Raw genomic sequence first — 20436 nt, 5'->3', positions numbered from 1 at the left:
AAAATAATCTCTGTAGTTCGTAAGTGTAATTAATTGATAAAGAAAGACCATCTTATTTTTCTTAATTTTTTTTGATTGCTTCTGTTGCGGCTTTGCCAGAATGATGTATCAGTAATTTAATATGAAAATAAATATGATGAAATTTCGAAAAATACAAACGACATTCAACAAAGGGGTAACAATTCCAAGTTTAATTTTTATTATTGGGACTTGTTTTCTTTCTGCTGTTTATCCAAAATCGACTGAGACTGTTTTAAATAGTATTAAAGAATTTATTTTCGTGAATCTAAATTGGATTTACGTATGGTCAGTAACCATATTTGTTATTTTTTTAGTCTACCTGATGTTTAGTAAATATGCAAATATTAAATTAGGGGCTAATGATAGCAAACCAGAATATTCGCTCTTTTCCTGGATTTCAATGTTATTTGCTGCGGGGATGGGGATTGGTTTAATATACTTCAGTGTAGCAGAACCTATGCAGCATTATTCCTCAAAAGTCTTTGGAGATAATCATTATATAAACAGAGCTAAACAGGCACAGCTTTATACCTTTTTTCATTGGGGAATTCATGCCTGGGCTATTTATGGGATTGTAGGTCTTTCATTGTCCTATTTCGCCTACAGGTACAGATTACCATTGTCGTTACGAAGTTGTTTCTATCCTTTACTTAAGGATAAAATAAATGGAAAGTGGGGAAATGTGATCGATATTTTTGCACTTTGCTGTACCTTTTTTGGGATTACCACGACACTGGGATTTGGAGTTGTTCAGATCAATTCAGGACTACAAATAATGAGGGTAATTCCTGAAAATAATTTTATATATCAGATCATCATTGTGGTTTGCCTAATATCTCTTTCAGTATTTTCTGCTATTAGTGGAGTAAATAAAGGAGTGAAACTATTGAGTAATATCAATGTGATCAGTGTAATTGTACTTTTATTGTTTGTATTAATATTAGGACCAACTGTTTATTTAATTGGGAGCTTTACCGAAGGACTGGGAAATTACATCAATAATTTTTTCGATCTTACTTTTAGTACCCATGTTTATGAAAAAGAAACATTGCCATGGTTCTATGACTGGACCATTTTATATTGGGCCTGGTGGATTTCATGGTCACCTTATGTAGGCTTGTTCATTGCCAGAATTTCAAAAGGAAGAACAATACGGGAATTTATTTTTGCCGTTCTGGTGCTGCCGACATTATTTAATTTTATTTGGATGTCTGTTTTTGGTAACAGTGCGATATGGTTTGATTTTAATGTAGCCAATGGTAAACTAAGTGAATTTGCTTCTAATCCTGATGCATTGATGTTCAGGTTTTTAGAATATATGCCATTATCGAGCATTACCAGTTTTTTTGTTATTGCCATAATCATTATATTTTTTGTGACTTCAGCAGATTCCGGAATATTTGTAATGAACAGTATTGCAACGAAAAATGCCGAAAAGTCACCCAAATGGCAGTTGGTATTCTGGGGACTGCTGTTAGCTGTTCTTTCTCTTTTATTATTAAATGTCGGAGGTTTGAAGGCTCTTCAGAGTATGACATTAATCACGGCATTACCATTTTCAATTATCGTACTTTTATTCATTGTAAGTTTGATGAAGGCATTGATCATCGATCAGAAATATTATGATAGGAATTTCTCTGCTTCTGCTATTCCGTGGTCAGGCGAATTTTGGAAAGAAAGGTTAAAGAGAATTGTTTCATTTAAAGATAATTCTTCTGTTGATGGTTTTATTCAAAGTACAGTAAAAGAAGGTTTTATCGAATTGCAGCAGGAGTTTGCAGAGAATGGGATTGAAGTAAAGATGAATTATGGTGAAAACCCTACAAAAATTGAAATAGAAATTCATCACGGTGTCGTCAATAACTTTATCTATGGAATAGTGAATCAGAAGAAAACGGTTTCAGAATATGTTATTAATGAAGAAAACCTTCCTGATCTGGAAAATAGTACGACCCATTATCCAAAATCATATTTTGGAGATGCAAGAGAAGGATATGATGTACAATACTTCACAAAGAATGAATTAATTTCTGATGTGCTTAAACATTACGAACGGTTTTTAGAAATTATTTCGGAAGAGAAAAACGAAATGTTTATCAGCAGCAATGCCAATCAGAATAAAGTATAATGGCAACTGGATAAAAGCTGTAAGAAGAATGCTTTTATAATTGAGGAAAGTAGTTTTACTATTTAAACAATATTATTTAGTTTTACTGAGTATAAACTGTAATTGAATTTATAAAAATGATATCACAAAATATTTGGCAAGGTAGGAGGGATGGAGATGAACTTCTATACCATAGAATTTTTCAGAGGGTAAAAATAGCGAGAGATTACGATACTATTTCTACTAATGATTTCGTTTTACATGGTTTTGCTGTTGAAGAAGGCGTAAGAAGGAACAAAGGAAGATTAGGAGCTAAGGATGCTCCGGATGTGATAAGAAAGAGCATGTCTAATTTTCCGGTTATCCTTCCTGATTTCTCATTATTAGACTTTGGAAATATTACATGTGATGATGCGAATCTTGAAAAGACCCAGAACAGCCTTGCGAAAAATGTTTCAAAAGTTCTGTTGAAAGGTGGGAAATCACTTGTTATAGGCGGTGGTCATGAGTTGACGTATGCTCATTATTTGGGTGTAAAGACAGCCTTTCCTGAGCAGAAAATAGGAATTATTAATATTGACGCCCATTTTGATAATCGACAGCCCGAAGAGAGTGTAGGAGCGAGTTCCGGAACGGGATTCTGGCAGATTGCACAAGAGGGAGATATCAATTCATTGCATATAGGAATACAAAGGAATTCCAATACTCTGAAATTATTTGATACTGCCCATCAATATGGGATGAAATATATCCTTGCTGATGAATTGTTCTTTGAAAATCTTCCATCCATATACCAGCGTATAAATGATCTATTAGATGGAGTTGATGTAGCTTACCTTACCATTTGTATGGATGTGTTTAATGCATCTGTTGCTCCTGGAGTTTCGGCTTCAGCATATAATGGTATTTTTGCAGATTCGGCTTTTATGCATTTTTATAAACATATTTTAAAGAATGAGAAACTTGTTGCATTAGATGTGGCAGAAGTTAACCCTTCGTATGATATTCAGGATAGGACAGCGAGGTTAGCAGCCAGCCTGATCAACGAGTGGTTTATGATATAACAAAAAATATATTCTTTTAATAGAGAAAATCATTATTTTATTTAACCTAAAGGAACAAAATTTGTTGCTTTCATCCATGCTTTACCAATAAAGCATTCTAATTCATTATTTTGAATTTGAAACAAAAATTACATTATGGAACAATCAATTGAAAATAAACTTATTAAGGCAGATAAGGCTTTTTCAGAATGGAAAAAAGTACCCTTTGAAGAAAGACAAAAATTACTTGCAAAAGCTGCAGAAGTGTTAAAGGCAAATTCAGAGAAATTTGGAGAAATCATTACCAAGGAAATGAATAAGCCAATTTCACAATCAATCGCTGAGGTTGAAAAATCTGCTTTAATGATGAATTATTATGCTGATGCCGAAAATATCCTAAAACCTGAGAAAATAGAATCTGAATATAAATTTTCTGAAGTACATTATATTCCAAAAGGAGTTATTTTAGGTGTAATGCCATGGAATTTCCCCTTTTGGCAGGTACTAAGATTTGCTACTCCAGCTATTTTATCTGGAAATACTGTTGTATTAAAACATGCTTCTATTTGTTTTGGAAGTGGCAATGCCATTGAACAGGTCTTTTTGGAAGCAGGTTTTCCGGAAGGTATTTTTCAAAATCTGGAGGTAGGTCATAAAGAAGTAAAAGAAATTCTGGAGCACGATGCTGTAAAAGGAGTAAGCTTAACAGGTAGTGGAAGAGCAGGGGGAGAAGTAGCCTCAATAGCAGGACTGAATATTAAAAAATCTGTGCTCGAATTAGGAGGTAGTGATGCTTTTATTGTTCTGGATGATGCTGATCTGGATAAGGCTGCACAAGTGGGTGCCCAGGCAAGACTTCAAAATTGTGGACAGACCTGTGTTGCGGCAAAAAGATTTATTATTGATGAAAAGATTGAAGATGAGTTTATGCCAAAATTCATTGAAGCATATAAGAAATTTATTCCAGCTGATCCAATGGATAAAGAAACCAAGATCAGTGGTATGGCAAGACCTGATCTTGCTGATGATCTGGAAAAGCAGTTTAATAAAGCTTTAGAAAACGGAGCTGAAATTATTATCCCTCTTGAAAGAATTTCTGATCATGAATTTAATCCTGGATTAATCAGAGTAAAAGAAGGAAATCCTATTTTACAGGAAGAGCTATTTGGGCCATTGGGAATGGTAATGGTTGCTAAAAATGATACTGAAGCCCTACAAATGGCTAATGATATTCCTTTTGGACTTTCTAATTCTGTTTGGACAAAGAATAATGATCGTCAGATGTTTTTTATTGAAAATTTAGAATCCGGAACGGTCAATATCAATAGAATGACAAGCTCTGATCCACGTTTTCCTTTTGGTGGAACCAAGGCATCAGGATATGGAACTGAACTTTCTTTAATTGCCCTGAAAGAATTTGTAACACCTAAGACTATTGTAGGAAATTAGTTTTAATATTAAACTAACAGCATAAAAAAACTCTCGAAATTATCGAGAGTTTTTTATTTTATATTGAAAAGCAAATTTGCATTTCTGCTTTTTCGATTTTAAACCGTTGTTAATCTCAGTGTATTCGTCTTCCCTCCTTCATATGATGGAGTTGCATTGATGTTGATAACAAAGTCTCCACTTTCAATATATCCATAATTATGCGTCAGCATATTCACCTGGATAATCGTTTCATCTGTTGATTTATTCATGTCATAATAATACGCATGAACACCCCAAAGAAGATTCAGCATATTAATAACTCTTTTATTACCACTGTAAACAATGATATGAGAGTTTGGTCTGTGTGCCGAAAGTTGGAAAGCTGTATAACCTGAATGCGTTAAAGTAACAATTGCAGTAACATTAGTCGTTTTTGCAATTCTAACTGCTGCAAGACAAACCCTGTTCGTAATGAATCGCTCATCAATACAGTTGTAGTCTTTTTCGATAGGTTCGTTTTTATGCTGGTAGAAGTTGGTCTTTTCTATATTCTGAACGATTTTTGCCATGTTTTCTACTACCTGGATCGGATATCTACCTACGGAAGTTTCTCCTGAAAGCATTACCGCGTCAGCACCATCCAATACAGAGTTTGCAACGTCATTTACTTCAGCTCTTGTAGGAGTTAAGCTATTGATCATTGTTTCCATCATTTGAGTAGCGATGATTACAGGCTTGGAATAGAATCTTGCTTTTTCAACAAGATTTTTCTGTATTGCCGGAACTTCCTCCATAGGAACTTCTACTCCAAGGTCTCCACGGGCAACCATCAATCCATCACACTCTAATAAGATCTCGTCAATATTTTTTACCCCTTCAGGTTTTTCTATTTTAGCAATAATCGGTGTTTTGAATTTACCGTTCGGGTGCTTTTTAATAAGCTCCTTTAAATCGATAATATCCTGTGCGTGACGAACGAATGAAAGAGCGATCCAGTCTACCTCCATATCTAGCATGAAATTGGCATCCTGAATATCTTTTTCCGTTAAAGCCGGAAGTGAAACATTGGTATTAGGTAAGTTTACCCCTTTCTTAGAACTTAGAGGTCCCCCTTGAATTGTTTTAGCCTTTACGGTATCTACAGCATTGGTTTCTATAACTTCTAAAACTAATTTTCCATCATCAATAAGGATTCTTTCCCCTACATTTACGTCCTGAGGAAATTGCTGATAGGTCATATAAACTTTTGTAGAATCACCCTCAATTTTTTCATTCGTGAAAGTTAAGATGTCTCCAGGATTAAGATATGATCCCTCTTTTACAACTCCTACACGTAATTTAGGACCTTGTAAGTCTCCTAAAATACTTACAGAATATCCATGTTCCTTATTGAGCTCTCTAATGATATCAATATTGGATCGAACTAAGTCATAATCTGCATGTGAAAAATTTATTCTAAAAACGTCTACACCTGCTTTCATAAGTCCTAACATGACTTCTTTAGATGATGATGCAGGGCCAAGCGTTGCGATAATTTTTGTCTTCTTTAAATACTTATTCATAATACTGGATAATTTGATAAAGTTCCTCATCAGAACTTAATGTATAATCTTGAATTGGAAACACAAGATTTTCAGGGAGCAAAATTACGGAAAAATCAGGAAACTGTTCCGAACTATGAAGAATATATTCTACATCTACCTGATTATTTAATAAAAATTTAATATTCTCTTCTTCTGCGAAGAGCTCTGTCTGTATTTTCTTTTGCTTACTTTCTGAAGATTTATTGGAAATAAAAGTAAAGCAGGTCTTTGTAAACTTGTGATAAGCCTCAAATCTTGAAAAATAATAATCATAATAAGATCCGTGAAAGACAAGATCGTCTATCCTTGAAAATTTGAGATCGTTACTTTGATTTATTTTGAAAAAAAACTCATGATCGAATACATTTTTTGCTAATCTTACCAATCCTATGGCAATATCTTCAAATTCTATATCGTCTATATCATAAAGTTTTTGAATTTCCAAGTATGTTTTCTTTTTTGTTTAAAATATAAAATGCCCTTTGTGCAGCTTTTTCTTCTGCCTTCTTTTTGGAAGTTTCCGTAGCATTGGCAATCTTCTCATCGCCTAGCCAAACATGGCAACGAAACACAATTGCTTTATTGACCTGAATTTCCTCACAGGTCTCATATTTTATATGTACTTTTTTCTTTTGACTCCATTCCAGGAGAAGGCCTTTATAGCTCACAATTTTATTTTCGAGCTTATTGATCTCGGATGGCGTTAGTAGTCGTTCCAAAATAATCTTTTTACAAGTGTCATATTGGAAGTCTAAATAAACAGCACCGATTAATGCCTCGAATAAATTTCCGGAGATATTTTCACCTAAAGCTACAGAATTTTGTTTTACTAAAAGATCCGTCAGCTTTAAATCTTCTCCTAATTTATTAAGATTTTTCCTATTAACAATCTTAGATTTCATTTGCGTTAAATATCCTTCATTAGCCTGAGGATAAGTCTGAAACAAATGACAAGAAATAATTGTACCCAAAACAGAATCTCCCAAAAATTCAAGCCTTTCGTAATTACTGTCTTGATTTTTAGAAGAACTTTTTAAAGAAAAAGCTTCCCGGTAAAGAGCAACATTTTGTATCTCAGAACCAAGCACTTTACTGAGCTCGGTACTAAGAAAGTAATCTCTCTCCGTTAATTTTCTTTTTCTTTTTTTGAGAAGGAATTTAGAAAAGTATTTCTGTAACTCCATTCAGTAAATTTAGATTTTCGTAAACAGAACACAGGCATTATGCCCGCCAAATCCAAAAGTATTGCTCATGGCTACTTTTACATCTTTTTTCACAGCGTCATTAAATGTAAAATTAAGTCTGCTGTCGATATTTTCATCATCAGTAAAATGATTAATGGTAGGAGGAACAATACCATGAATAATTGTTCCCAAAGCAGCAATAGCCTCAATAACTCCGGCAGCACCTAAAAGATGTCCTGTCATTGATTTTGTAGAATTAATCTGAATGTCGTAAGCGTGCTCGCCTAATAATTTTGAAATTGCATTAGATTCTGCAATGTCTCCTAATGGAGTAGATGTACCATGCATATTGATGTGATCTACTTCATCAGCAGTTAACCCTGCATCTTCCAGACAATTTCTCATTACCAGATAAGCTCCCAAACCTTCAGGATGAGGTGCAGTCATATGATGTGCATCTGCACTAAGACCTCCACCTTTTAATTCTGCATAAATTGTTGCGCCACGTTTTACTGCATGCTCATATTCTTCAAGGATAATAGTTCCCGCTCCTTCTCCCAATACAAAACCATCTCGGTCTTTATCAAAAGGTCTTGAAGCTGTTTTTGGATCATCATTTCTTGTAGAAAGTGCCATCATAGCATTAAATCCACCAACACCACTTGCTGTAACAGCAGCTTCAGAGCCACCACATACAATAACGTCAGCTTTTCCAAGTTGGATAAGCATTTTAGCATCAATTAGTGCATTTGCAGAAGAAGCACAAGCAGATACCGTAGTATAATTAGGACCATGGAAACCATACTCAATTGAGATGTGTCCTGGCGTAATATCCGCGATCATTTTAGGAATAAAGAATGGGTTAAATCTTGGAATATCCGTATTTGCCCATCCTAGAACTTCTGTTTCAAAAGTTTCTAAACCTCCGATCCCGGAACCCCAGATTACACCAACTCTGTTTTTATCGACAGAGTCTTCGATAATTCTGGAATGTTCTACAGCTTCTCTTGCAGCAACAAGTCCTAATTGAGTATTTCGATCCATTTTCTTTGCTTCTTTCTTATCGAAATGTTGCAATGGATCAAAACCCTTGACCTCGCAAGCGAATTTTGTTTTGAAGTTTGTGGCATCAAAAAGAGTAATCGGAGCTGCACCGCTCTCACCTTTAACAAGATTTTCCCAGTATTCCTTCGCATTATTTCCAATCGGTGTTATTGCTCCAAAACCGGTTACAACTACTCTTTTTAATTCCATAAACTTTTTTAAATTTTCCTTTTGTTGAAGAATATTATTTATTTACTACTTCTTCGATATAAGCGATAGCGTGACCTACAGTAGTAATTTTTTCAGCTTGATCATCAGGGATTTGAATATTAAATTCTTTTTCAAACTCCATGATAAGTTCAACTGTATCCAGTGAATCAGCTCCTAAATCGTTAGTGAAGCTAGCTTCAGGAGTTACTTCTGTTTCTTCAACGTCAAGCTTATCAGCGATGATAGCTTTTACTCTTGATGCAATGTCTGACATAGTAAATTATTTTTTTAATTGTTAGATGCTGCAAATATATAAAATTCTTTACGATAAAACATTTTTTTAGTCTTTTTTGTGGGTAGACTATACGTATTTTATCATGATGGGATTTAGTCTTTTAGTTTTCAGGTGTTTAGAATTTGTATGCAAAGCAGAAGATGAAATCAATCATGAAATGTATAGGCAGGTTTTGGAGTCTATTCTGGTGTTCAGGATAGGATTCCGCCCTTATATCTTTGATAAGATCATTTAATTAATATGCATTTTTCGAAATTCTACAGGTTTCATTCCTGTTTGTTTTTTGAATAACCGGGTGAAGTATGAAGCATTTTCAAAGCCTAATTCATAGGCTATTTCAGACACTCCTTTTTCTCCCAGTCGCAAAAGATTTTTAGCTTCCGAGATCAGATAAATATGAATAAGTTCTATTGCTGTTTTCCCTGTCTCCTGTTTCAAAAGATCGCTCAGATAACGCGGAGAAATATTCAGTTGACCGGCTAATTCTGTTACATTTGGAAGTCCCTGGTTTTTCAAATCATCATTATTGATGTATTTTTTCAGAACATCATTAAATTTTGAAGCCATCTTTCCGGTGATCTGTTCACGTTCTATAAATTGTCTTTTATAATACCGCTGTGCATATTTCAAAATAGTTGAAAGGTGGCTTAAAATAATTTCCCGGCTATATTCATCAGGATTATTTCTGTACTCATTATTAATTTTATCATGAAGCTCAAGGATATTCTGCTCTTCTTTAGGAGAAAGATGGAGCGCTTCGGTGACTTCATAGTCAAAGTAGCTGTATTGTTCAATTGCTTTATGTAGCTCATGTCCTTTGAGATAATCTTCATGAATAAGAAGCATAAAACCTTCTTCTTCAAATTCCAGATCTCTCATTTCAATGACCTGTCTTGGTTTTGTAAAGAAAAGAGAGCCGTTATCATGGTCGTAAGGGGTACGGCCATACATAAAGATGCCGGACTTTATTTTTTTGAAAGCAACCATATAGCAGTCTGTGGTAAACTCCCGGTTTCCCATCGTGCATTCCGACAAGCATCCTACCAAACCTAATAATGGATGTTGTGGAGCTTCCCAGTTACTTTCTGAATGAAGTTCGATAAGAGTCTTATAATGTTTCATCGGATTTTCAATTTTCTAAATTACAATAATCTGCAGATAAGATTGGTCTGCAGATTATTGAATTTTTCGATTTCTAAGTATTATTTTGATTCTAATGACCGTGTGCAGTGATGCTCACATCTTTCCAGTCTTCCACCTCCTGTAAACGATCTGTGTACATCTGATGTATCATGTGGTAGGCCAGTTTTCCTAGTAATAAACGTCGAGGCGGATTTTCTGAATTTATAATGTCTAAAACAGGTTGTACGGTAGCTTCCGGTTTTCCCCATGTATCAGGATTGTCTCCCGATTTTGCAAATACTTCCCGTACTGGGTTGTAATCTGAAATATCAGCTGACGTTTGTATGGCAGATGCTCCTGCCCAGTCTGTCGCATATCCGTTTGGTTCAACTAAAGTTGTTTTAATTCCTAAATGCGCGGTTTCTGTTCCTACAGTTTCTATTAAACCTTCTATCGCAAACTTTGAAGCGTTGTATAGACCTAATAAAGGTAAAGTAGTTAATCCAAGAAAACTGGAGATCTGAATGATATGCCCACTCTTTTGTTTTCTCATTATTGGTAATACGGCCTGCGATACCCAAAGAGAACCGAAGAAATTAGTTTCCATTTGTTCCCTGGCTTGCTGTTCGGTGGTTTCCTCCACAGTGCCAAATAAGCCATAACCTGCATTATTGATTAAAACATCAATCTTTCCGAAATGTTTTTCTATGGTATCTACTGTGTCAAATACCTCCTGACGGTTATTGACATCCAGTTTCAATGGGAGAATTTGGTCACCATATTTTGCTTTAAGATCATCCAAAGTAGAAATGTTTCTCGCAGTAGCGGCTACATTATTTCCTTGCTCTAAAAGAGCTTCTGCCCACAGTCTTCCGAATCCTTTAGATGCTCCTGTGATAAAAATTGTTTTGCTCATGATTTTGTATTTGAATTATTTTATGATGCAAAGTTATTCAGGTGCAGTAGAGAAGACTAGTTCATTTCAGCTGAATACTAGCACAAAATTACATGACCGGAAGTGAGTGTTTTAACAAAGTGGATTTGAGCTTTTTAACAAACCGAATGTTGGTCGGTTTGATGGAACTTTGTCTCAATAAAATTTAAAATAAAAACAATGAAAAAAGTTTGGTTTATTACAGGAAGTTCAAAAGGACTGGGAAAAAGTCTTTTAGAAGCAGTTTTGTTAAAAGGGGACTATGCTGTGGCTACCGCAAGAAATCCTGAGCAGTTAAATGATCTGTTGCAGAATTATTCCTCACAGTTACTTTTATTAAAGTTAGATGTTCAGGTTAAAGAGCAGATTTATTCTGCTGTTGAAGAAGCAGTTAACCACTTTGGAAGAATTGATGTATTGGTAAATAACGCTGGATTCGGAATCACCGGAGCAGCAGAAGCATTTACTGAAGAACAGGTGAGAAATCAGCTGGAGGTTAATTTATTTGCTCCTATCGAAGTAACCAGAGCTGTGCTGCCTCATATGCGAAAACAGAGATCAGGGCATATTTTACAGATCAGTTCTGTAGGTGGAAGAGTAGGAAATGCTGGCCTGTCCATTTATCAGGCTGCAAAATTTGGTCTTGCAGGTTTTTCAGAATCATTAAGTAAAGAAGTTTTGCCTTTGGGAATTAAGGTTACTTCTGTTGAGCCGGGTGGGTTCAGAACAGATTGGGCTGGAGCTTCTATGAGTTTTGCTAAAGATATTGAAGGTTATGAGGATACGGTAGGAAGCATTAAAGAATATCTGACGTCAGGGAAATTTCTTCCAATGGGTGATCCGGCTAAAGCAGCAAAAGTAATGGTTGATTTGGTCGATCATCCAACACCTCCATTACATCTGGTTTTAGGAAGTGAGGCGGCGGCCATTCTTCAAAATGCGGATCAACACAGAAAAGAAGAATTTGAAAAGTGGCGTGAGGTTAGTGTTTCCACAGATCATGATGATGCTGTAAATGTTTTGGAATCTGAAGAAGGCAAAAAGTTTTTAGCAAAAAAAGGAATCCGTATAGATTGATATTTTGATCATAAACAAGTGTAATGAAAATACTTACACTTGTTTTATCGAATTATTCTAAAGATGCTTTATTATATTTGTAATGAAATGAAAACAACAAGACAGGATTTCGGAAATATCATATACTCTTGCTATGTTCAGTTGAGCAGGCAGGGAGAACATTTTGTGTCCGATCATGTGATCAGTTACCAGATCTCCGGAGACTTAATTTTAAATGATGGAATCAATGAATACAGATCGGAAGAAGGTTCTATTCGTTTTTTAAAGCGTAATCAGCTTTTGAAGTTTACGAAAATACCTCCTCCGGGTGAAGAATTTCAGTCGTTATCCATTCACTTGGATCAGCAGACCTTACAGGACTTTAGCATAATGTACAATGTAATGTCGGAGAAGAAATGTTCGACGAGCTCTTTAGTTTTATTTGAATCCAGTTCTCTTTTAAAAAATTATATGGATTCATTGCTGATGTATAAGAAGACTGATACGCTTTCCGATCCGCGTCTGGTAGAGGTGAAGATAAAAGAAGCAATTATTTTACTGCTCCGGGAGAATCCTGAACTGAAAGATATTTTATTCGATTTTAATGAACCTGGAAAAATTGATATCGAGGCATTTATGCGCAAGAATTACCATTTTAATGTAAACCTTGATCACTTTGCTTATCTCACAGGAAGAAGTCTGGCAACCTTTAAACGTGATTTCGAAAAAATATTTGGGAACACACCCGGAAAATGGCTGTTGCAGAAAAGATTACAGGAAGCACATTACCTCCTTGCTGAAAAAGGCAGAATGGCGTCGGATATTTATATGGATCTGGGCTTTGAAGATCTTTCTCATTTTTCATTTGCTTTCAAAAAGCAATATGGATTATCTCCAAGTAAATTATCTTCTTAAAAAGTGTTTCTGATCAGATGTCGTCATCATTAAATAAATGACGGAAATATAAGTCGGGAGAATTCAGGAAGTTTTTCGTGATTTGATAATGTTCGGTGTCTTTATAATTAATAGGTTTAAGATGGTGATCCAGGGAATAAATTGTTGCGCCCGGATAACTAAGCAATATAGGAGAATGGGTTGATATGATAAATTGTGCCTTTCCCGTTTTTTCCAATGAATGTATGATAGATAAAAGTGAAAGCTGGCGTTGTGGAGAAAGTGCTGATTCAGGCTCATCAAGTATATAAATGCCTTTTTCAAAATGATTATGGAATAAAGCCAGAAATGCTTCCCCGTGAGATTGTTTATGTAAAGACTTTCCTCCGTATGCATCCAGAACCCTTAAATCTCTCGTAGAAACTTCATCTATATAAGTGGCAAAATTAAAAAAGCTTTCTGCACGCATGAAAAAACCTTCATTGATCTTTGTGCGCCATGAAAGTGTAAGGTAGTCCGATAATACAGATTCTGTTTTATGGAAGTCATAATTGTGATTTCGATTTCCACCCGATAAATTAAATTCACATTTATCAGCAATACTTTCCATTAAAGTAGACTTACCGGTTCCGTTTTCACCAACAAAAAATGTGACATTGGTTTTTAAATTAAGATTTAAACCATTTTTAAAAATAGGAAGGTTAAACGGAAAATCTTCCGGGTGATCATCTTTTAAATAAATTCTGGATAAATAAGTCATTTTTTTTAAATCAAACAATTACTAGTGCACCTATGATAAAAATATGCCAAGTCATAAAATAGTAACTTTAAATGTAAGAAAATTGTACTTCATGTAAATAAAGCAAGTTTTCAATGTAAGCCTGTCATCGGAGGAACTTCATTGGAATAATTTCATACTGGGAAATGGTTTTTTGAGAAATTAATAAATAAAAGACCATTAAATTATCGTAAATTGAGAAAAATGTCTATTAATACTTTATAAAATGAGTTGTAAGCATTCATAATTTTAAAAAAATATAAAATGAGAAATGTTTACATGAGCGAGAGCAATGAGCATCATATTAGTATGTCACTAGAACCTATCCGTATTGCCTATCTGGTTTTAGTACATCGATTACCTGAACAGTTTAAGAGACTTTTTAAAGCCATATATGAACCTTCAAATTTCTATCTTATCCATATTGATAAAAAGGCCAATCAGGAAATTGGAGAAGAAGTAAAAGATTTTCTGAAAGAATATCCGAATGTGCATATCCTTAAAAGTGAGAAAGTAGTGTGGGGTGGATATAGTATGGTTCAGGCAGAACTGGATGGGATGAACTACCTGCTTAGTATGAGCGAGAAATGGGATTATTTTATCAACTTAAGTGGACAGGATTATCCTTTGAAATCACAGAAAATAATCAAAGAATTTTTATCGAAAAATAATGGGAAGAGTTACATTAAAGTAGCTGATCAGGAATTAAACAGACCTGAAACGATGAACCGTATTGAGAATTATTTCGAAGAGCTTGAAGATAAAATTTCTGAAGACACCCATAAAAGAGGTTTTATGAAAGATATAATTCCTTACATCGGTGGACAGTGGATGATCTTAACCAGAAACTGTTGCGAATTTATCTGCAATAGTGCAGAAGTAAAAAAGTTTGAAACCTATTATTTTAATACCCTGATTGCTGATGAATCCTTTTTTCAAACTGTTTTAATGAATACTTCTTTTGATGGTATTTTAGTAAATGACGATAAAAGAGCAATTATATGGATTCCGGATGGAGATATTAAATTACGTCCAAAAACATTTACCAAAACGGATTTTGAATTCTTAAAAACAGGCAGTAATCTTTTTGCAAGAAAATTTGATGATAATGTGGATGATAAAATAATAAATAGTATGACAACCCATTACAACGAACCTTTGAAAACATTAGCGAAGATCGTTGATATAAAAAGTATCGATATCAGCTTTAATGAGTTGAATTAAATATAAAATTAGGTTAATACATAGTTCTGATAAAGTAGCGATATGGTTATTGAGTGGTTCGTGACATATTTGCTACTGATCAAAAAAATACTGCCTCATTGAGGTAGTGTTTTTTTATGCTTATTTTCCGGATTTTAAGTTCTCTACTTCTTGCTTCAGTAGGTCAACTTGCTCTTTCAATAATTTAATGTAATCCTGAAAATTTTCCATAGCTGGACTATGGATGTTGTAATACTGCTCATAATAGTTGCCTGCCGTAGCATTATCATTAAGAGTGAAGTTTTCATTATGTACTTTATTTGAATTTCTTTCTTCTTTAATTTCCTCAACTGGAACTTCTAGTACTTTAGCCAATTTCTCCCATTCATCATCAAATATTTTGACGTCCCCATTCTCCTTTCTGCAGTAATTGGAAACATCTGTTGAAAGGATCTTTGACATCTGTTCCTGAGTGTATCCTCTTTGCTTTCTTAAACTTTTTAGTTTTTCCATAGTGATCTTATATGTGCTTTTGCACAAATATAGAGAAAATTGTTGTTTTGAGTTTTATTGAGACTGATATCTTGTGAAGACATTACGGAAATAGAAAAGAAATTTTGTCTTTCTTATTATAAGGTAGAAAATCATAAATATAATCTTAGAAAAAAAATACTAAAACTTCGGCAGAACTGATTGCTTACACTATAAATCAAAGCCTGCTTATCCTTTAAAATAATTATAGTATTTAGTTGAAACAATTCGCTATAGGGTAAAATTTAGATTTCATGTCGTTTTATTCCTGTAATAACCCGGACTCATCCCTTTGATCTTTTTAAAAACCCGATTATAATAAGGAATATCACTAAAACCTGATGCTATACAGATTTCTTTCACGGACAGTTTTGTTTTTAATAGCATTTGACATGATGATTCGATCCGGAATTCGGTTAAATAAGTGAAGAAAGATTTTCCGGTCATTCTTTTAAAGAAAACACAAAAGGAAGATTTCTGCATACCCACAGATTGTGAAATTTCTTCCAGAGTGATATTTCGTTGGAAGTTACTCAGGATATAGAGGTGTATTTTCTGTAGCTTCTTTTCCTGTTTATTTTCAGTTATTGGTCTTCCAACAATCCGCATGTCTTTGCAATAGGAAATCAGCTCTAATAATATAATGAAGGAAGATATCCGCTCAATATCATTCTGATGAATCATTGAAGTCATTAAAACCTGAAGTTTTTGTAAGGGTTCTCCTGTAAATGAAACTGCATTTTCATTGTTTTGAAGTTCAGAAATAGCAGTAAAAAGCTCAGGGAAAATCAGGGTGCAGTTTTTCAGGAAGTCACTTTCAAAAACTATGGTAATGTTTTCAATTTTGCCTTCACGGTCATGAACAGATTCATCAAAAGACCAACAATGTGGGATATTAGGTGGAATCAATATGATCTCGCCTTTTGAAAAATTTTCCACGACATCGCCAATAATTCTGGCTCCGCTTCCAGTGATGATATAAGACAGTTCCCACGTTTCCTGTTGGTGGAGTGGAACCTGCTGATCCCATTTGATATGTACATGGTCAAAGTGAAACCTCTTGGTTTTGATATTTGGATAATATTTTAAATTTTGCTTCATTTATATGATAATAAAATCAATTATGTAAATATAAGACAATGATTAAAAAATATAGAACAAGTATTTTAAACTACGAACCTATATTTTTGTATCAAATTTTATAATCCATATATGAGCTCAACCTTACCCATTTCCTCTTCTAAACCTCACTACGAAATTCTTGACGGATTACGTGGAGTAGCTGCCATTATGGTGGTATTCTTTCATATTTTTGAAGTGTATTCGAATGGTGATCATACGAAACAGATTATTAATCACGGTTATTTAGCGGTAGATTTTTTCTTTATGTTATCGGGTTATGTAATCAGCTATGCCTATGATAACCGATGGGGTCAGATGACAATGAAAGATTTTTTTATACGCCGTTTGATAAGGTTGCAGCCTATGATCATTATTGGCTCGTTGGTAGGAGCGGTTTTATTTTATTTCCAACACTCGGAAGGAATGGGATGGGGTGGTATTTCAACAACTCCGGTATGGAAGCTCTTGTTGGTAATGTTCATTGGGATGACAGTAATTCCAGTAGGAAAGGGTCTTGATATCAGAGGTTGGAATGAAATGCATCCACTGAATGGTCCGGCTTGGTCATTATTTTATGAATACATCGCGAATATTTTTTACGCCCTCATTTTACGGAAGGTTTCAAAAATCGTATTAGGGATCTTAGTTTTGGTTTCGGCAGCATTTACCATTCATTATGCATTCACTAATCCCAGTGGCGATATAATCGGAGGTTGGTCTATTGATGATGCCAAGCAGTTGAGAATTGGTTTCATAAGGTTGGCCTTTCCATTTCTAATGGGAATATTTTTAGCCAGAGCGGCCAAATTGAAATTGACGAAAAATGCTTTTTTTACCACAAGTGTTTTATTGATGGTCATATTGGCTATTCCACGACTGGGGGGAAATGATGCTCATTGGCAGAATGCTTTATATGAATGCTTTGCATTAATGATTTTATTTCCGGTGGTTATTTTACTGGGAGCAGGAGGGAAAATTTTAAATAAAAATACCCATCAATTCTGTAAGTGGCTGGGTGATATTTCATATCCTATTTATATTACTCATTTTCCGTTGGCATACACTTATTATGCATGGGTTGCCAATGGAAAACATACATTGGCAGAACCCCGATCATGGATTTTTGGTTTACTGACTGTCGTTATTTCTATTATAATGGCTTACCTGTATATGAGATTTTATGATGTGCCTGTACGGAAGTGGCTTGTGAAAAGGTTTCAATAAATAGTGTTTCGGTTCTAACTGATATTGATGATCCAATGGGTTTTATATCATTTAATTATAAAAATAAAAAAGGTTGTTTTACAATGAAAACAACCTTTTTTTATTAAACTGATGGATTTAGATATTCTTATTCTTTAACCCATTTTACGGATTTCTCCATATTTTTAGTTTTAATCTTAATCACATAATCTCCTGTCATTAAGTGAGCTAAATTGAAAGTGCCCACCTTGCCAGCGTCTAATGTATTATTCAGCTTACTAAATACTACTCTTCCGCTTGCATCATATACCATGATGTCGTAGTTTTCATTGGAGTTGGTAAATTTAATATTCAGAAGTCCTTTACTTGGGTTAGGATATACTACAAATACATCTTTACTTCCTACTACTTCGCTAACACCTAATACCTTATCAATCGCAAAATTAACAGGATTAATATTATAAAACACATTACCCTGTCCTGCAACCATAATTCTTGCTTGTGCTGTAGTTACATTAGGAACTATAATCGTCTCTGAACCATCATTTGGAGTAGAAGCGATAATTGTGGTAGGATAAGTAAGACCTCCATCTGTTGAAAGTAAAATACTTACATTCGCACAGCTCACAGGTGCAGCAGTTGTATTCGCTACATTCCATGTGATGGTCTGAGTAGTATTGCCCGTCCATGTTACAGCAGTTGTTGGTGCGGTAACTGTAAATGGCCCAGAATTTCCATCCACTGTAACTATTGCATCATCGTTTGCAACCCCTGCACAGCCTGGGTTATTATCTCTAACCGTTAATCTGAACTCCATGGTTCTTGCATAAGATGGCAAGATCTCTCCTCTGGTCACCGTATTATTAATTACATCAGTAATTTTTGGGAAATATCTGTAAGGAACAGTGACAGGGACAAATGATCTGAAAATAGCAGCATTTCCAGTTGGAGCATTCCAGTTTCCTGCAGGTCCTACATCATTTTGTTCCCATGAGTAGGTAAGTGCATTATTTTGTGCATCTGTAGCAGAACCTGTTAACTTAAACGGAGTTCCTTTAGGAATGGTGTAATCATTTCCTGCATTCACAACAGGAGCTGTATTGGCAACCGGCGTTGTCACCTGACATGTTGTTGATTGAACTTTCGTGGTGATCGATTGGAATGATTTGGTGTGAAAAGTAGGAATACTGTTTGGTGCAAGGTCGTTTACAGAACCACAAATACCTGCGTAAGCCATGATCGTAACTCCGCTTCCCGGTTCTACAGCATTTGAAGCACTGCGGTTTCCTGCACAATTTCCTGTTATTGCATTAAAAGTATGAGGACCGCCGAACTGATGTCCAACTTCATGGGCAACATAGTCGATATCATAAGGATCTCCAACAGGATTGGATGATCCGGTAATGCCGCTTCCTTTGTTACCGGTGCTGCAGATAACTCCTAATCCGGCCAGTCCGCCACCTCCTGTACTGAAGGTATGTCCTATGTCATAATTGGCGTTTCCTATTAATGCATCAATCTGTGCCTGACTTTCATCTATTAAGGTATATGCATCATTATTGCCTGTAAAAGGGTCTGTAGTAGGGTTGGTAAAGATAACGTTGGTTTCAGTAGGAACCAATATCAACCTTACAGCTACTTCCTGTTCGTATACTCCATTTACTCTGTTTACGGAGGTTACGATGGCAGACAGGGCTTGAGCAACTGTAGGTGTAGCTAATCCTGTTGCAGCCTTTGCATATTCACCGGTACAAGCTACTGCAAATCTGAAAATTCTAATTTGAGTACCTACGCTTGGAGTAACGCTTTTCTGAACGCTTTTTTTTTCGGGTGTTATTTCCTCGTCTTTTGTTCCGCAAATTCTTGGATTTCTATCAATTAAATCACTCTTTTTGTAAACAATATAATCATTGATATTAGTTTTTGCATAAGGATCAATATAGGTATCACCAGTTATTACAGATTTTATTTGAGCATGAAACCCTAACTCTGTAAAATCCAATTTTATAGTAGCATATTGGTCATCTACGCCCTGTCCTGTGAAAGTAACCAGTTGAGGGAATTTCTGAGCCAGTTCAGGAGCCATTACTGAAGACTTCCAGATTCTGAATTTTGCTTTCGTCCCATCAGGCATAGGCAGGACAATAATCGGTGCGTTGTCTTTACGCTCATTGTCTCTCAGTTCCGGAACCGAATTGAAATAGCTTTTCATTCCAGACACATTCAATGTGTATGTCAATGATTTTTCGGGTTGAACCGTTCTGTTTTTTGGGTCTGCTTTAATGGATCTCTCACTGATCGTGGTGAAAAAATCCTGTGCCTTTCCCAGGGAAATGGATAAAATAAATATCCCCAGATAAAGTAATTGTTTAATTTTCATAGTTAATATATTTAATATGGTGTTTGGTGGTGTTATTTCGTAAAATGAAAAAAAATCCTGATTTATGGAATTTTTAATTCAAAATATAAATAGCTATAAAAGTAATTAAATTTGCATAATTATTATAATAAAAACATATTATTATGATTTTTTTTATTAGAAACTGCCTTTTTTGGGTTATTTTAAAATAAAATCCTCAATAATATTTATATGTTGAAAATATTAATTTAAGGCAGTTGACCTTGTTATGATCAGTAATTTTTAGCGGGATATTGCACTTGTTTCTGTCTTTTGA

Annotated in this window: 18 protein-coding genes; 7 read left to right on the top strand and 11 right to left on the bottom strand. The window is 34.9% G+C overall.

The genetic code is table 11. The annotated features are described in order from the left end of the window. Positions 1-133 precede the first annotated feature (133 nt). The 3 genes from AC3WRL_RS21640 to AC3WRL_RS21630 all read left to right on the top strand — a co-directional run bounded on the left by AC3WRL_RS21640 (position 134) and on the right by AC3WRL_RS21630 (position 4620). Positions 134-2149: a BCCT family transporter gene (locus AC3WRL_RS21640; RefSeq protein WP_214827670.1), complete on the top strand. Its 2016-nt coding sequence runs from the start codon at positions 134-136 to the stop codon at positions 2147-2149. A gap of 116 nt (positions 2150-2265) precedes the next feature. After that, positions 2266-3192: a formimidoylglutamase gene (hutG, locus tag AC3WRL_RS21635; RefSeq protein WP_492331221.1), complete on the top strand. Its 927-nt coding sequence runs from the start codon at positions 2266-2268 to the stop codon at positions 3190-3192. 135 nt (positions 3193-3327) lie between these two features. After that, a complete protein-coding gene (locus tag AC3WRL_RS21630; RefSeq protein WP_492331220.1) occupies positions 3328-4620 on the top strand; it encodes an aldehyde dehydrogenase family protein in 1293 nt (430 codons plus the stop codon). A gap of 98 nt (positions 4621-4718) precedes the next feature. Here the strand turns inward: AC3WRL_RS21630 and pyk are convergent, their stop codons facing one another. The 7 genes from pyk to AC3WRL_RS21595 all read right to left on the bottom strand — a co-directional run bounded on the left by pyk (position 4719) and on the right by AC3WRL_RS21595 (position 10956). Then, positions 4719-6164 (bottom strand): pyruvate kinase, encoded by a 1446-nt coding sequence (gene pyk, locus AC3WRL_RS21625; RefSeq protein WP_214827678.1) that lies wholly within the window; start codon positions 6162-6164, stop codon positions 4719-4721. After that, entirely contained in the window at positions 6157-6630 is a 474-nt protein-coding gene (locus tag AC3WRL_RS21620; RefSeq protein ID WP_214827681.1) for an IPExxxVDY family protein, read from the bottom strand. Before AC3WRL_RS21620 ends, pyk begins: the two co-directional genes overlap by 8 nt. Continuing rightward, a complete protein-coding gene (gene rnc / locus AC3WRL_RS21615; RefSeq protein WP_214827684.1) occupies positions 6608-7369 on the bottom strand; it encodes a ribonuclease III in 762 nt (253 codons plus the stop codon). Before rnc ends, AC3WRL_RS21620 begins: the two co-directional genes overlap by 23 nt. A gap of 9 nt (positions 7370-7378) precedes the next feature. Further along, the gene (gene fabF, locus AC3WRL_RS21610) at positions 7379-8623 is read right to left on the bottom strand and encodes a beta-ketoacyl-ACP synthase II (RefSeq protein WP_214827687.1); all 1245 of its coding nucleotides are present in this window, start codon (positions 8621-8623) and stop codon (positions 7379-7381) included. Between the two features lie 34 nt (positions 8624-8657). Further along, positions 8658-8897, bottom strand: coding sequence for an acyl carrier protein (locus AC3WRL_RS21605; RefSeq protein ID WP_002976354.1), 240 nt, complete (start codon positions 8895-8897; stop codon positions 8658-8660). Between the two features lie 252 nt (positions 8898-9149). Beyond that, the gene (locus AC3WRL_RS21600) at positions 9150-10040 is read right to left on the bottom strand and encodes a helix-turn-helix domain-containing protein (protein WP_492331219.1); all 891 of its coding nucleotides are present in this window, start codon (positions 10038-10040) and stop codon (positions 9150-9152) included. A gap of 91 nt (positions 10041-10131) precedes the next feature. Beyond that, a complete protein-coding gene (locus AC3WRL_RS21595; RefSeq protein ID WP_492331218.1) occupies positions 10132-10956 on the bottom strand; it encodes an SDR family NAD(P)-dependent oxidoreductase in 825 nt (274 codons plus the stop codon). Positions 10957-11154: 198 nt separating this feature from the next. On the opposite strand from AC3WRL_RS21595, the gene AC3WRL_RS21590 reads away from it, so the two are divergent. Both AC3WRL_RS21590 and AC3WRL_RS21585 read left to right on the top strand, forming a co-directional pair. After that, positions 11155-12051 carry an oxidoreductase gene (locus AC3WRL_RS21590; protein ID WP_492331217.1) on the top strand — a complete coding sequence of 299 codons (897 nt, stop codon included), beginning with the start codon at positions 11155-11157 and terminating at the stop codon, positions 12049-12051. An 87-nt stretch (positions 12052-12138) separates the two neighbouring features. Next, complete coding sequence (locus AC3WRL_RS21585) at positions 12139-12945, top strand: helix-turn-helix domain-containing protein (RefSeq protein ID WP_492331216.1); 807 nt, start codon at positions 12139-12141, stop codon at positions 12943-12945. Positions 12946-12958: 13 nt separating this feature from the next. On the opposite strand, the gene AC3WRL_RS21580 is transcribed toward AC3WRL_RS21585, so the two are convergent. After that, on the bottom strand, positions 12959-13684 hold the full coding sequence (locus tag AC3WRL_RS21580) for an AAA family ATPase (protein WP_261509960.1): 726 nt from the start codon (positions 13682-13684) through the stop codon (positions 12959-12961). Positions 13685-13966: 282 nt separating this feature from the next. Here AC3WRL_RS21580 and AC3WRL_RS21575 point away from each other — a divergent pair, with 282 nt between their 5' ends. After that, positions 13967-14926 carry a beta-1,6-N-acetylglucosaminyltransferase gene (locus AC3WRL_RS21575; protein ID WP_492331215.1) on the top strand — a complete coding sequence of 320 codons (960 nt, stop codon included), beginning with the start codon at positions 13967-13969 and terminating at the stop codon, positions 14924-14926. Positions 14927-15046: 120 nt separating this feature from the next. Here AC3WRL_RS21575 and AC3WRL_RS21570 read toward each other — a convergent pair whose 3' ends face one another. Together AC3WRL_RS21570 and AC3WRL_RS21565 are read right to left on the bottom strand one after the other, a co-directional pair. Further along, complete coding sequence (locus AC3WRL_RS21570; protein WP_492331214.1) at positions 15047-15418, bottom strand: helix-turn-helix transcriptional regulator; 372 nt, start codon at positions 15416-15418, stop codon at positions 15047-15049. Positions 15419-15688: 270 nt separating this feature from the next. Further along, positions 15689-16537: an AraC family transcriptional regulator gene (locus tag AC3WRL_RS21565; RefSeq protein WP_492331213.1), complete on the bottom strand. Its 849-nt coding sequence runs from the start codon at positions 16535-16537 to the stop codon at positions 15689-15691. Between the two features lie 111 nt (positions 16538-16648). Between AC3WRL_RS21565 and AC3WRL_RS21560 the strand changes: the two genes are divergently transcribed. Next, positions 16649-17782 (top strand): acyltransferase family protein, encoded by a 1134-nt coding sequence (locus AC3WRL_RS21560; RefSeq protein WP_492331212.1) that lies wholly within the window; start codon positions 16649-16651, stop codon positions 17780-17782. A gap of 127 nt (positions 17783-17909) precedes the next feature. On the opposite strand, the gene AC3WRL_RS21555 is transcribed toward AC3WRL_RS21560, so the two are convergent. After that, positions 17910-20141 carry a reprolysin-like metallopeptidase gene (locus AC3WRL_RS21555; RefSeq protein ID WP_492331211.1) on the bottom strand — a complete coding sequence of 744 codons (2232 nt, stop codon included), beginning with the start codon at positions 20139-20141 and terminating at the stop codon, positions 17910-17912. Positions 20142-20436: the final 295 nt, after the last annotated feature.

The sequence above is a fragment of the Chryseobacterium sp. FW101-FHT12H09 genome (genome assembly GCF_058790395.1).
This window is presented reverse-complemented; position numbering and strand designations above follow the sequence as displayed.